Consider the following 13,071-nt stretch of genomic DNA (forward strand, 5'->3'; position numbering starts at 1 on the left):
AAGGCCAGCAGAACAACCGATGTCAACGGGGCATAACAAACTAATTCGTCGACTAATCAAACACACTGTTGAGTTCTCAAGAATCAGACGCACCCGATCCTCGCCAGCTGTGCTGGTCTGGTCGCGGGGCAACCTGCAGAAACTTACCGGGCGTGAGGCTCACCGTCAAACTGTGGGTCTGACGCTCGGTGGTGGTCGCAACTGGTCTCCGTTCCATCCAGCCTTCTGGCCGGGGAGCGGCGCCGCTTGCGGCGACAGGAAGAACATTAGACGACGTCTCGGGGTCATGCAAAACCGGGGGTGCCCTTCACGCAAAATCGCAGGTCAGCGGCCTGTACCGCGTCTCAGTGCCGCCGGGCGGTAGGTGCTGACCGTCGGATCTCCGGTGATCCAGAACCGCCACGGACGGTCGGCGGCGTGCCGCAACCCGACCCGGGGGCCGGTGCTGATGTCGCCCGCCGGAGTGCCGCGGGCGAGCTGCGGGCGTACTCCGTTGTCGGCGAGGTCGATGCCCAGGGTTCGGCACAGCCGGGCCGGGCCCCGCGCCAGCTCGCGGTCGCGGACCCCCGGGCGGCGGGCCCGCGCCACGTCGAGCCCGTCGACGACCTCCCCCGCACGCAGCAGCACGGCACCCGGGTCCCCGTCGGGACCGGTGACGAGGTTGGCGCAGTGGTGCATCCCGTAGACGAAGTAGACGTAGAGATGACCGGGCGGGCCGAACATCACGGCGTTGCGCGGCGTGCGCCCGCGGTAGGCGTGCGAGCCGGGGTCCGCGGGGCCGGCGTACGCCTCCACCTCGGTGAGGCGCACGGAGACACCGCCGTGGGTGAGGACGGCGCCGAGCAGCCGTGGCGCGACCTCGAGCGGGTCGCCCTCAGCCCAGGCGGGCACGGTGCGCGCCGCTCGCGGCGCGGAGCTCGTCGAGCTGCTCGCGGACGCGGACCGGTGCGGTGCCGCCACGGCCGGAGCGCGACGCGACGGACCCCTCGACGGTCAGCACCGACCGGACGTCGGGGGTCAGCGCCGGCGAGACGGCGGCGAGCTGCTCGTCGGTGAGGTCGGGCAGGTCGCAGCCGAGCTCCTCGCAGCGGCGTACGCAGGCGCCGGCGAGCTCGTGCGCGTCGCGGAAGGGCACGCCCTCGCGCACCAGCCACTCCGCCACGTCGGTGGCGAGCGAGAAGCCCTGGGGCGCCAGCTCGGCCATCCGGGCGGCGTCGAAGGTGAGGGTGGCGACCATCCCGGTGACCGCGGGAAGGAGCACCTCGAGGGTCTCGACGGAGTCGAAGACCGGCTCCTTGTCCTCCTGGAGGTCGCGGTTGTAGGCGAGCGGCAGGCCCTTGAGCGTGGCCAGCAGGCCGGACAGGTTGCCGATGAGCCGGCCGGACTTGCCGCGAGCCAGCTCGGCGATGTCGGGGTTTTTCTTCTGCGGCATGATGCTCGACCCGGTCGACCACGAGTCGTGGAGCGTCGCGAACCCGAACTCGCGCGTGGTCCAGAGGATGACGTCCTCGGCGAGGCGCGAGAGGTCGACCCCGACCTGCGCGGTGACGAAGGCGAACTCGGCGGCGAAGTCGCGTGCCGCCGTGCCGTCGAGGGAGTTGCCGGAGGACCCCGTGAAGCCGAGCTCGGCGGCGACGGCCTCGGGGTCGAGGCCGAGCGTCTGGCCGGCGAGGGCACCGGAGCCGTACGGCGAGTCGGCGGCCACGCGCGCGTCCCAGTCGCGCAGCCGTTCGACGTCGCGCACGAGCGGCCAGGCATGGGCGAGCAGGTGGTGGGCGAGCAGGACGGGCTGGGCGTGCTGGAGGTGGGTGCGGCCGGGCATGACGGTCTCGCGACCGGGTGCGACGTGCTCCCCCGCCTGGGTGGCGAGGACCTCGACGAGGTCGAGGACCAGTCCGGCGATCGTGCGGGCGTGGTCGCGCAGGTAGGCGCGGAAGAGCGTCGCGACCTGGTCGTTGCGGGAGCGTCCGGCGCGGAGCCGTCCGCCCACCTCGGGGCCGACCTCGTCGAGCAGCAGCCGCTCGAGCGCGCCGTGCACGTCCTCGTCGGACTCGGCGGGACGCAGGTCCCCGGCGGCGTACCGCTCCCCCAGCACCGCCAGGCCGCGCAGCAGCTCGGCGTGGTCGGCGTCGGTCAGCAGGCCGGCGCGGTGCAGGGCGTTGGCGTGCGCGCGCGAGCCGGCGAGGTCGTACGGCGTGAGCTGCCAGTCGAAGTGCGTGGAGCGCGACAGCGCCTGCAGCTCTGGCGACGGTCCGCTCGCGAAGCGCCCGCCCCACAGGGAGCCCTCGTTGGTCGTGCCTGCCTGTGCGTCTGCCATCAGTCGGTCCCGAACTCCATCGCCGCGCTCTCCAGCGCGCTCTCGTCGAGGTCGCCGTCGTCCGCCTGGGCGGCGGCCGCGGCGCCGGTGATCCGGTCGAAGCCACCGGCCTCGATGGCACCGTAGAGGGTGCCGTTCTCGACGAGGACCTGCCCCTGGTCGAGCGGCTGGTTGGCGTACTGCTCGAGCTTGGCGCGCGAGTCGGCGATGTCGAGGTTGCGCATGGTGAGCTGGCCGATGCGGTCGGTGGGCCCGAACGCGGCGTTCTCGGTGCGCTCCATCGACAGCTTGTCGGGGTGGTAGGAGAACGCCGGACCGTCCGTGCGCAGGACCGTGTAGTCCTCGCCGCGGCGCAGCCGCAGGGTGACCTCGCCGGTGACGAGGGACGCGATCCAGCGCTGGATGGACTCGCGGATCATCAGCGCCTGCGGGTCGAGCCACCGGCCCTCGTAGAGCAGGCGGCCGAGCTTGCGGCCCTCGTTGTGGTACTGCGCGACGGTGTCCTCGTTGTGGATCGCGTTGACCAGCCGCTCGTAGGCGGCGTAGAGCAACGCCATCGCGGGCGCCTCGTAGATGCCGCGCGACTTGGCCTCGATGATGCGGTTCTCGATCTGGTCGGACATGCCGAGGCCGTGGCGGCCGCCGATCGCGTTGGCCTCGTGCACCAGGGCGACGGGGTCGGAGTAGGCGACGCCGTTGATGGCGACCGGGCGGCCCTGGTCGAAGCGGACCGTGACGTCCTCGGTCTCGATGGCGACGGACGGGTCCCAGAACTTGACGCCCATGATCGGCTCGACCGTCTCGAGCGAGACGTCGAGGTGCTCGAGGGTCTTGGCCTCGTGGGTGGCGCCCCAGATGTTGGCGTCGGTGGAGTACGCCTTCTCCTGGCTGTCGCGGTACGGCAGGCCGTTCTCGGTGAGCCAGGCGCTCATCTCGTGGCGGCCGCCGAGCTCGGTGACGAAGTCGGCGTCGAGCCAGGGCTTGTAGATCCGGAGGTCGGGGTTGGCGAGCAGGCCGTAGCGGTAGAACCGCTCGATGTCGTTGCCCTTGAAGGTCGAGCCGTCGCCCCAGATGTTGACGTCGTCCTCGTGCATGGCGCGCACGAGCATCGTGCCGGTCACGGCCCGGCCCAGCGGCGTGGTGTTGAAGTAGGCCCGGCCGCCGGAGCGGATGTGGAAGGCGCCGCACGCGAGCGCGGCCAGGCCCTCCTCGACCAGCTGCGTCTTGCAGTCCACGGCCCGCGCCAGCTCGGCGCCGTACTGCAGCGCGCGGGACGGGACCCCGGAGATGTCGGGCTCGTCGTACTGGCCGATGTCGGCGGTGTAGGTGCACGGCACCGCCCCCTTGGCGCGCATCCAGGCGACCGCCACGGAGGTGTCGAGCCCTCCGGAGAAGGCGATGCCGACGCGCTCGCCGACGGGGAGGGAGGTGAGGACCTTGCTCACGGGACGTCCTTTTCGATGGGTGGTGCGACTTCGATGGGTGGTGCGACGGGTGCTGCGTGGTGGGGGTCGTTGGCCAGGTCGAGGAAGCGCTGGGCGAGGGCGTCGCCCCCGAGCGGGTCCCGCCCGATGACGAGGAGGGTGTCATCCCCGGCGATGGTGCCCAGGATCTCGCCCATCTCGGCCTTGTCGAACGCCGAGGCCAGGAACTGCGCGGCGCCGGGCGGCGTGCGGAGCACGACGAGGTTGGCGCTCGCCTCGGCGCTGACGAGGAGCTCGGCGCACAGCCGGGCGAGGCGGTCACGACCGGCGGCCGTCTCCCGCGGTGCCGCGACGGAGCGGTCGCCGCCCTCCCCCGGCACGGCGTACACGAGGGCGCCGTCGGCGCTGCGGACCTTCACCGCGTCGAGCTCGACGAGGTCGCGGCTCAGCGTGGCCTGGGTGACGCGGACGCCGTGGTCGGCCAGCAGGTCCGCGAGCTCGGTCTGCGAGCGGACCGGGTGGGCGGCGACGATGTCGATGATCCGCTGGTGGCGCGCGCTTTTGGTCAGCGGCGAGACGGCGGTCACGACGACCGCTCCAGCAGCCAGGTGAGGACCGCCTTCTGCGCGTGGCGGCGGTTCTCCGCCTCGTCCCACACGACGGACTGCGGGCCCTCGATGACCTCCTCGGCGATCTCCTTGCCGCGGTAGGCCGGCAGGCAGTGCATGACGATGGCGTCGGCCGCGGCGTGGGCGAGGAGCTCGTCGGTGACGCCGTAGGGCGGGAAGATGCGCAGCCGCTCCTGCGACTCCTCCTCGCGGCCCATGCTGACCCACGAGTCGGTGACGACGACGTCGGCGGACCGCACGGCCTCGACGGGGTCGACGGTGAGCTCCACCGAGCCGCCGGTGTCCTGGGCGATCTCGCGGGCCTTGGCGACGACGTGCGCGTCGGGGGTGAACCCGTCGGGCGCCCCGACGACGACGTGCATGCCGGCGGAGGCTCCGGCAAGGACCCAGGAGTTGCCCATGTTGCAGGCGCCGTCGCCGACGAACGCCGCACGGACGCCGGCGAGGCGGCCCTTGTGCTCGCGGACCGTCTGGAGGTCGGCGAGCAGCTGGCACGGGTGGAACTCGTCGGTGAGCGCGTTGAGGACGGGGACGCCGGCGTACGCCGCCATCGTGACGACGTCGGCCTGGTGGGCGGTGCGCCAGACGACGGCGGCCGCCTGCCGCCCGAGGATCCGAGCGACGTCCTCGACGCCCTCGCGGGAGCCCATGGCGGCCAGGCCCCCGTCGACGGTCATCGGGTTGCCGCCGAGCTCGGCGATGCCGGCCGCGAACGACACCTGCGTGCGCAGGGTCGGGCGGTCGAAGACGAGCGCCACGGTGCGCGGCCCGGCGAGCGGCTGGTGGTCGAAGGGCTCGGCCTTCATCCGGTCGGCGAGGTCGAGGACCTCGAGGAGCTCGGCCGGCGAGAGGTCGTCGTCGCGGAGGAAGTGGCGGGTCATGAGGAGGCCTCCTGGGCTGCGGCGCGGGCGGTGTCGAGGATCGCGGGAAGGGCCGCGTCGAGGGCGTCGAGGTCGTCGGACGTGACGACCAGCGGCGGGACGAACCGCAGGCGGCTGGGTCCGGTGGCGTTGAGGATGAACCCGGCCGCGCGTCCTGCCGCGACGGCGTGGGGGGCGTACGGCCCGTCGAGCTCGGCACCGCGCATCAGGCCGGCACCGGTCACCTCGACGACGCCCGGCTGCGTGCGGAGGATCGACTCGAGCTGGGTGCCGCGGGCGAGGGTGGCCTCGAGCAGGCCCTCGGCGACGATCGTGTCGAGGACGGCGAGCGCCGCGGCGGCAGCGACGGGGTTGCCGCCGAAGGTGGTGCCGTGGTTGCCGGGCTGCAGCAGGGTCGCGGCGTCGCCGCGCGCCACCGTGGCGCCGATCGGGATGCCACCGCCGAGTCCCTTGGCCAGGGTGACGACGTCGGGCGTGACGCCCTCGAGGAGCTGGTGGGCGAACCACGCGCCGGTGCGGCCGATGCCGGTCTGGACCTCGTCGAGCCACAGCAGCGCACCGTGGTCGTGGGCGATCCGCTGGGCGGCGGCGAGGTAGTCGGGCGACGGCACGACGACGCCGGCCTCGCCCTGCACGGGCTCGAGCACGACGGCGGCGACGGTGTCGTCGACCGCGGCCTCCAGCGCGGCCACGTCGTCGTACGCCACGAAGGTGACCTCGCCCGGCAACGGCGCGAAGGGCTCGCGGTAGGCGGCCTTGGAGGTGAGCGACAGCGCCCCCATGGTCCGGCCGTGGAAGGACCCCTGGGCCGCGACCACACGGGTGCGCCCGGTGCGCCGGGTCAGCTTGAGGGCCGCCTCGTTGGCCTCGGCTCCGGAGTTGCTGAGGAACACCCGGGCGGAGTCGTCCCAGCCGAGGAGCCCGACGAGGCGCTCGGCCAGGGCCACCTGCGGCTCGGTCGCGAAGAAGTTGCTGACGTGCCCCAGCGTCGCGAGCTGCGTCGTCACGGCCTCGACGAGCGCGGGGTGTGCGTGCCCGAGGGCGTTCACCGCGATGCCGCCGAGCAGGTCGACGTACTCCTTGCCGTCGACGTCCCACACGTGGGCGCCGCGGCCGCGGACGAGGGCCAGCGCGGGCGGGCCGAAGGTGTTCATCACGGCGCCGGCGTAGCGGTCCTGGACCGAGGTGCTCATGCCTGCTCCTCCGCCCCGTAGGGCTTGCGCATCTTGGTGGCGGCACCGGGCAGCACCTGCGTGCCGACGCCCTCGTCGGTGAAGATCTCGAGCAGCACGGCGTGCGGCTCGCGGCCGTCGACGACGGTCGCCCGCGGGACTCCCCCGGTGACGGCCTCGTAGCAGGCGCGCATCTTGGGCACCATGCCCGCGTCGAGCGTCGGGAGCAGCTCACCGAGGGCCTCGGGGCTGATCTCCTGGATGAGGTCGTCGGAGTTGCCGTAGTCGCGGTACAGGCCCTCGACGTCGGTGAGGACGAGCAGCTTCTCGGCACCGAGGGCGACGGCCAGAGCTGCGGCGGCCGTGTCGGCGTTGACGTTGTGCACCCGCCCGTGGACGTCGGGCGCGACGGAGCTGACGACGGGGACGCGGCCGGCCTCGATGAGGTCGAGCACCGCCTCGGGACGCACGTGCGCGACCTCGCCGACGAGGCCGAGGTCGACCTCCTCGCCGTCGACGACGGTGTTGGCGGGCTCGGCGGTGAACAGGCCGGCGTCCTCGCCGGACAGCCCGACCGCGAGCGCGCCGTGCTGGTTGACGAGGCCGACGAGCTCGCGCTGCACCTGGCCGACGAGCACCATCCGGACGACGTCCATCGCCTCGGGCGTCGTGACCCGCAGGCCGCCGCGGAACTCCGACTGGATCCCGAGCCGGTCGAGCATCCGGGAGATCTGCGGACCGCCGCCGTGGACCACGACGGGCTTGAAGCCGGCGAAGCGCAGGAAGGCGATGTCCTCGGCGAACGCGACCTTGAGGGAGTCGTCGGTCATCGCGTTGCCGCCGTACTTCACCACGATCGTCTGCCCGTGGTAGCGCTTGAGCCACGGCAGGGCCGCGGCGAGCGTGCGGGCCTTGACCGGGTCGGGGCGGCGCGGGTTCTGGCTGGTCTCGGTGGTGCTCGCGGTGTCGGTCATGAGCTGTAGGCGCTGTTCTCGTGGACGTAGGCGTGGGTGAGGTCGTTGGTCCAGACGGTGGCGCGGGAGTCGCCGGACTTGAGGTCGATCGTCACGGTGACCTCGCGGCCGGTGAGGTCGACGGTCGCGGGGTCCTCGGCCGGGGTGGACTGCCGGCACACCCAGGTGCCGTTCATCGCCACGTCGAGGTCGGCGGGGTCGAACTGCGCCTGCGTGGTGCCGATGGAGGCCAGGACGCGCCCCCAGTTGGGGTCGTTGCCGAAGATCGCGGCCTTGAACAGGATGCTGCGCGCGACGCTCCGGCTCACCTCGACGGCCTCGTCCTCGGACGCGGCGTGGAGCGTGGTGATCGCGATCTCGTGGTCGGCGCCCTCGGCGTCCTTGAGCAGCTGCATCGCCAGGTCGGTGCACGCCTGGGTCAGCGCAGCGGTGAAGTCCTCGGGGGTCGGCGTGATGCCGCTGGCACCGCTGGCGAGGACGGTCACCGTGTCGTTGGTGGACATGCAGCCGTCCGAGTCGAGCCGGTCGAAGCTGACGCGCGTCGCGGCGCGCAGCGCGGCGTCGAGGTCGGCGGCGGGGACGACGGCATCGGTGGTGAGCACGACCAGCATCGTGGCGAGCTGCGGGGCGAGCATGCCGGCGCCCTTGGCCATGCCGCCGATCGACCAGCCGGCACCCTCGACCACGGTGTTCTTGCTGACCGAGTCGGTGGTCATGATCGCCTCCGCGGCGCTCGCACCGCCGTCGGCGGAGAGCGCTGCCGTCGCCGCCTCGACGCCCGCGAGCAGGTCGTCGCGGTCGTTGGCGAGGCCGATCAGCCCGGTGGAGCAGACGACGACGTCGATCGCACCGATGCCCAGGCCGCCGGCGACCTTCTCGGCGACGGCGTGGGTGGTCTGGAAGCCCTCGGGGCCGGTGTAGCAGTTCGCGCCGCCGGAGTTGAGCACGACGGCCCTGACCGTGCCGTCCTTGACGACCTCCTGGCTCCAGAGGACCGGGTTGGCCTTGCAGCGGTTGGCGGTGAAGACGGTGGCGGAGTCGAAGGTGGGCCCCTGGTTGACGACGAGGGCGAGGTCCTTCGCGCCGGTGGACTTGAGTCCGGCCGCGACGCCGGCGGCGGTGAAGCCGCTGGGGTGGGTGACAGTCATGGAGCGAGTCCGATCGTGGAGAGCCCGGTGGCCTCGTCGAGGCCCAGGGCGAGGTTCATGCACTGGACGGCGGCGCCGGCGGTGCCCTTGGCGAGGTTGTCGACCACGGCCACCGCCACCAGTCGTCGTACGCGCTCGTCGACGGCGACCTGGACCTGCACGGCGTTGGAGCCGAGCACGGACTGCGTCTGGGGCCACTGCCCCTCGGGCAGGAGGTGCACGAACGGCTCGTGGTCGTACGCCGCGGCGTAGGCCTCGCGCACCGCGGCGAGGTCGACGCCGTCGACCAGCGGCGCCTGGACGGTCGCGAGGATGCCGCGCGACATCGGGACGAGGAGCGGGGTGAAGCCGACCGAGACCGGCACCCCGGCAACGGCGCTGAGGTTCTGCACGATCTCGGGCGTGTGGCGGTGCACGCCGCCGACGCCGTAGGCGCTCGCGTTGCCCATGACCTCGCTGCCGAGCAGGTGCGCCTTGGCGGCCTTGCCCGCACCGCTGGTGCCCGAGGCGGCGACGACGGTGACGTCGGGCCGGACCAGGTCGGCACCGACGGCCGGCGCGACCGCGAGCGTGGAGACCGTCGGGTAGCACCCCGGGACCGCGATCCGCCGCGCGCCGCGGAGCAGCTCGCGCTGGCCGGGGAGCTCGGGCAGGCCGTAGGGCCAGGAACCGGCGTGCTCACCGCCGTAGAACGCCTGCCACTCCCCCGGGTCGGTCAGGCGGAAGTCGGCCCCGCAGTCGACGACGACGGTGTCGTCGCCGAGTGCCTGCGCGATCGCCGCCGACTGGCCGTGCGGGAGGGCGAGGAACACGACGTCGTGCCCGGCCAGCTGGTCGAGGGTGGTGTCGGCGAGCACCCGGTCCGCGAGCGGCAGGAGGTGCGGCTGCAGCGCACCGAGGCGCTCGCCCGCGTTGGACCCCGCAGTGAGCGTGCCGACCTCGACGTCGGGGTGGCCGAGGAGCAGGCGCAGGACCTCGCCCCCGGCGTACCCACTGGCTCCGGCGATGGCTGCTGAGACGGACATGTGCATGACTATACATTGCCCTGCATGACTTGTCGCACCGGGCGGGTGGCGGGTCGCAGACCACCGGAAATGACGAGGCGTCCGTCGGCGCGGCTGCCCTACGGTGCCGGGGTGACCCCACTCCACACCCGCCTGTCCCCCGACGTCTACCTCGAGCACCTGCGCGCCGACTCGGCCCGTTTCCGCGACGTGCTGGCCGACTGCGACCCCACGGCACGCGTCCCCGCCTGCCCGGACTGGGACGCCGCGGACCTGCTGTGGCACCTGGCGACCGTGCAGCGATGGTGGGCCGAGGTGCTCGCCGCGCGACCTGCGCGGCCGGAGGAGGTCGAGCCGCAGCGACCGGAGTCGTACGCCGAGCTGCTGGCCACCTACGACCTCTGGTCCGCCGACCTGGCCTCCGTCCTCGCAGCGGCGGATCCCGGTGAGGAGGCCTGGAACTGGACGGACGACCACACCGTCGGCTTCATCCTCCGGCGCCAGGCGCACGAGGCGCTCATCCACCGCGTCGACGCCGAGCAGGCGGCGGGGGTTCCCTCAGAGGTCGACCCGGTCCTCGCCACCGACGGTGTCCACGAGCTCCTCGACGTGATGTACGGCGGGATGCCGCCGTGGGGCACCTGGACGCCCGGCGAGGGACAGGTCCGTGTGGACGTGACGGACACGGGCGCGTCGTTCTGGCTCCGCTTCGGCGTCTTCGACGGCACCCACCCGGAGAGCGGCAGGCACTACGGCGACGAGGAGGACTTCCACGTGGTCGCGGCGCCCGAGGACCCCGACGTCGAGCCGGACGCGGTCGTCGACGGCACGGCCCGCGACCTCGACCTGTGGCTGTGGAGCCGGACGGACGACGCCGGGATCTCCGTCGCAGGGGACCAGGGCGTGCTGGCCCGCTTCCGCACGGTCGTGGAGTCGCCGATCGACTGAGGCCCGGCCGCAGTCCCGCTCGACGGCCACGGGCCCTCGAGTCTCCGGGAGACTCGAGGGCCCGTGCGGCTCCGGCGTGGTGGATCAGGCGCGCTGGACGGCGCCCGTCCGCTCGGCGGCCAGCGCCACCGCGGCGTCGCGGGCGGCGGCGGCCTCGCCCTCCTTGAGCGTGCGGTCGAAGGCGCGGAGGCGCAGGGCGTAGGCCAGCGACTTCCTCCCCTCGCCGACCTGGTCGCCGGTGTAGACGTCGAAGAGGCGGATCGACTCGAGCAGCTCGCCCGCGCCCTCGCGGAGCGCGGCCTCGACGTCGGCGGCCGGGACGGAGGCGTCCACGACGAGGGCGACGTCCTCCTTGGCGACCGGGTAGGTCGAGAAGGTCGGCGCCGCGCGCAGGTGGACCGCCCTGCCGATCAGGACGTCGAGGTCGACCTCGGCCGCGACGGAGCGCTTCGGCAACCCGAAGGCCTGGCACACCGTGGGGTGCAGCTCGCCGGCGTGGCCGACGACCTCGCCGTCGACCGTGAGCTCCGCGCAGCGGCCGGGGTGCCACGGCGCGAGCTCGGCCGCCGACGCAGCCACCTCCAGACCCAGCGCCGCCGCCACCGAGCGGACCGCCTCGACGGCGTCGGCCCACGAGACGGGACGCGCGTCGCCCCACCAGCCGCCGGAGACCGCGTCACCCGCGGCGACGAGGCCCAGGTGGAGCGGCTGCGCGGGAAGAGCGGCGTCGAGGGCCGCGAACTCGTCGTCGGTCGGGCGCCGGTCCACCGGCAGGATGGCGGCCGGCCCCGCGTGCCGCGGCAGCGTGACGGTGCCCGTCTCGAAGATCGCGACGTCGGCGTTCCCGTGGCCGATGTTCCGGCCCGCGGCGCGCAGGAGCCCCGGCAGGAGGGTCGACGTCATGAAGCCGGCCTCGTTGCTGAGCGGGTTGGACAGCTGCAGCAGGTCGCGACGCGGGTCGTCGTCGGCCAGGCCGAGGGCGTCGAGGTCGGAGATTCCGACGAACGGGAAGCTCACGACCTCCACGAAGCCCTCGCCGGCGAGGGTCCGCCCGATGCGGCGCCGCAGCTGCTGCGCGCGGGTGAGGCCGCGACCCGACGGCGGGGTGGGCAGGACCGACGGGACGCGGTCGTAGCCGACGAGCCGGACCACCTCCTCGGAGAAGTCCTGCGCGTCCGTCAGGTCGGGACGCCACGGCGGCGGCGTCACGGACAGGGTGCCGGACCCCGACACCTCGCACCCGACGGCCCGCAGGCAGGCGACGGCCTGCTCCTCGGTGATCGGCATGCCGGACACGCGGGCGGCGAGGTCCCCGGGCACCTCGACCACCGGCGCCGTCGGCGGCGTGCCGACGACGGTCACCCCGGGCTCGGCCCGGCCACCGCCGTGCTCCACGAGCAGCTCGACGACGCGGTCCGCCGCGGCCTCGCAGATCGTCGGGTCCACGCCGCGCTCGTTGCGCTTGCCGGCCTCGGAGGTGATCTTGTGGCGTCGCCCGGTGCGGTACATCGACGCGGCGTCCCAGTGGGCGGCCTCGACGAGGATCGACGTCGTCGTCGCGGACATCTCCGTGGTCTCACCGCCCATGACGCCACCGAGGCCGATGATCCCGGAGTCGTCGGTGACGACCAGGTCGGCCGGGTCGAGCTCGCGCGTGGTGCCGTCGAGCGTGGTGAGGGTCTCGCCGTCGCGTGCGCGGCGCACCACGATCGGGCCGCTGACCGTGTCGGCGTCGTAGCCGTGGATCGGCCGCCCGGTCTCGAGCATCACGTAGTTGGTGATGTCGACGGCCAGCGAGATCGGCCGCATCCCGGCGGCCGTGATCCGCTGGACGACGTGGTCTGGGGTCTTCGCCGTCGGATCGAAGCCCGTGACCGTCCGCGCGACGAAGACCGGGCAGCCCTCGGGGTCCTCCACGGTGACGGGGTGGCCGTCGGCGTTGGCCGCCGGGGTGTCGCGCACCGCCGGGTCGCGGAAGCCGCTCGCGCCCTCGACCGAGACCAGCACCTCGCGCGCGATGCCCCGGATCGAGAGGGCGTACGCGCGGTCGGGGTTGATCTCGAGCTCGATCGTCTCCTCGTCGAGCCCCAGCACGGGACGTACGTCCTGGCCGGGCTCGCCCGCGTCCGCGGGCAGCACGATGATGCCGTCGTGGTCGTCGCCGAGGCCCAGCTCGCGGGCCGAGCAGATCATGCCGGCGGACATGTGGCCGTAGGTCTTGCGGGCGCCGATCTCGAAGCCCCCGGGCAGGACGCCACCGGGCAGCACCGTGACGACGAGGTCGCCGGGTGCGAAGTTGTGGGCTCCGCAGACGATGCCCTGCGGCTCGCCGGTGCCGTTGGCGTCGCCGACGTCGACGGTGCACCAGTTGATGGTCTTGCCGTTCTTCTGCGGCTCGGGCTCCATCGTCAGCACGCGGCCGATGACCAGCGGGCCGGTGATCTCGCGGCCGGGGCTCTCGACGGCCTCGAGCTTGAGGCCGGTGAGGGTGAGCCGGTCGGTGAGGTGCTCGGTCGTCGTGCCCGCGGGGACGTCGACGTGCTCGAGGATCCAGGACAGGGGTGCCTTCATCTC

General features: G+C 73.2%; 11 protein-coding genes. 1 reads left to right on the plus strand and 10 read right to left on the minus strand.

Annotation, left to right across the window (positions count from 1 at the left end; all coding sequences use genetic code 11):
- Window positions 1-324 precede the first annotated feature (324 nt).
- The 9 genes from F4692_RS16555 to argC are packed head-to-tail and all read right to left on the minus strand — an operon-like array spanning window position 325 to window position 9,570.
- On the minus strand, window positions 325-891 hold the full coding sequence (locus F4692_RS16555; RefSeq protein WP_179620838.1) for a DNA-3-methyladenine glycosylase: 567 nt from the start codon (window positions 889-891) through the stop codon (window positions 325-327).
- Window positions 875-2,317, minus strand: a complete 1,443-nt coding sequence (gene argH, locus F4692_RS16560; protein ID WP_179620839.1) for an argininosuccinate lyase — start codon at window positions 2,315-2,317, stop codon at window positions 875-877. The genes F4692_RS16555 and argH overlap by 17 nt, the downstream gene beginning before the upstream one ends.
- Window positions 2,317-3,762, minus strand: a complete 1,446-nt coding sequence (gene argG / locus F4692_RS16565; RefSeq protein ID WP_179620840.1) for an argininosuccinate synthase — start codon at window positions 3,760-3,762, stop codon at window positions 2,317-2,319. The genes argH and argG overlap by 1 nt, the downstream gene beginning before the upstream one ends.
- Window positions 3,759-4,328 (minus strand): arginine repressor, encoded by a 570-nt coding sequence (locus F4692_RS16570; RefSeq protein ID WP_308645352.1) that lies wholly within the window; start codon window positions 4,326-4,328, stop codon window positions 3,759-3,761. Before F4692_RS16570 ends, argG begins: the two co-directional genes overlap by 4 nt.
- A complete protein-coding gene (gene argF / locus F4692_RS16575) occupies window positions 4,325-5,251 on the minus strand; it encodes an ornithine carbamoyltransferase (RefSeq protein ID WP_179620841.1) in 927 nt (308 codons plus the stop codon). Before argF ends, F4692_RS16570 begins: the two co-directional genes overlap by 4 nt.
- Window positions 5,248-6,444: an acetylornithine transaminase gene (locus tag F4692_RS16580; RefSeq protein WP_179620842.1), complete on the minus strand. Its 1,197-nt coding sequence runs from the start codon at window positions 6,442-6,444 to the stop codon at window positions 5,248-5,250. Before F4692_RS16580 ends, argF begins: the two co-directional genes overlap by 4 nt.
- The gene (gene argB / locus F4692_RS16585) at window positions 6,441-7,397 is read right to left on the minus strand and encodes an acetylglutamate kinase (protein ID WP_179620843.1); all 957 of its coding nucleotides are present in this window, start codon (window positions 7,395-7,397) and stop codon (window positions 6,441-6,443) included. The genes F4692_RS16580 and argB overlap by 4 nt, the downstream gene beginning before the upstream one ends.
- Window positions 7,394-8,545, minus strand: a complete 1,152-nt coding sequence (gene argJ / locus F4692_RS16590) for a bifunctional glutamate N-acetyltransferase/amino-acid acetyltransferase ArgJ (protein WP_179620844.1) — start codon at window positions 8,543-8,545, stop codon at window positions 7,394-7,396. The genes argB and argJ overlap by 4 nt, the downstream gene beginning before the upstream one ends.
- On the minus strand, window positions 8,542-9,570 hold the full coding sequence (gene argC, locus F4692_RS16595) for an N-acetyl-gamma-glutamyl-phosphate reductase (protein ID WP_179620845.1): 1,029 nt from the start codon (window positions 9,568-9,570) through the stop codon (window positions 8,542-8,544). The genes argJ and argC overlap by 4 nt, the downstream gene beginning before the upstream one ends.
- Window positions 9,571-9,681: 111 nt before the next feature.
- On the opposite strand from argC, the gene F4692_RS16600 reads away from it, so the two are divergent.
- On the plus strand, window positions 9,682-10,497 hold the full coding sequence (locus F4692_RS16600) for a maleylpyruvate isomerase family mycothiol-dependent enzyme (RefSeq protein WP_308645353.1): 816 nt from the start codon (window positions 9,682-9,684) through the stop codon (window positions 10,495-10,497).
- 84 nt (window positions 10,498-10,581) lie between these two features.
- Here the strand turns inward: F4692_RS16600 and pheT are convergent, their stop codons facing one another.
- Window positions 10,582-13,068, minus strand: coding sequence for a phenylalanine--tRNA ligase subunit beta (gene pheT / locus F4692_RS16605; protein ID WP_179620847.1), 2,487 nt, complete (start codon window positions 13,066-13,068; stop codon window positions 10,582-10,584).
- Between the last annotated feature and the right edge of the window lie 3 nt (window positions 13,069-13,071).

Origin of the sequence: Nocardioides cavernae (assembly GCF_013410035.1) — a bacterium.
Taxonomy (GTDB): domain Bacteria; phylum Actinomycetota; class Actinomycetes; order Propionibacteriales; family Nocardioidaceae; genus Nocardioides; species Nocardioides cavernae_A.

Excerpts from the sequence above, each read along its gene's own strand:
- argH (WP_179620839.1), bottom strand. The coding sequence starts at position 2,317 with ATGGCAGACGCACAGGCAGGCACGACCAACGAGGGCTCCCTGTGGGGC.
- argF (WP_179620841.1), bottom strand. The coding sequence starts at position 5,251 with ATGACCCGCCACTTCCTCCGCGACGACGACCTCTCGCCGGCCGAGCTC.
- F4692_RS16580 (WP_179620842.1), bottom strand. The coding sequence starts at position 6,444 with ATGAGCACCTCGGTCCAGGACCGCTACGCCGGCGCCGTGATGAACACC.
- argB (WP_179620843.1), bottom strand. The coding sequence starts at position 7,397 with ATGACCGACACCGCGAGCACCACCGAGACCAGCCAGAACCCGCGCCGC.
- argJ (WP_179620844.1), bottom strand. The coding sequence starts at position 8,545 with ATGACTGTCACCCACCCCAGCGGCTTCACCGCCGCCGGCGTCGCGGCC.
- argC (WP_179620845.1), bottom strand. The coding sequence starts at position 9,570 with ATGTCCGTCTCAGCAGCCATCGCCGGAGCCAGTGGGTACGCCGGGGGC.
- pheT (WP_179620847.1), bottom strand. The coding sequence starts at position 13,068 with ATGAAGGCACCCCTGTCCTGGATCCTCGAGCACGTCGACGTCCCCGCG.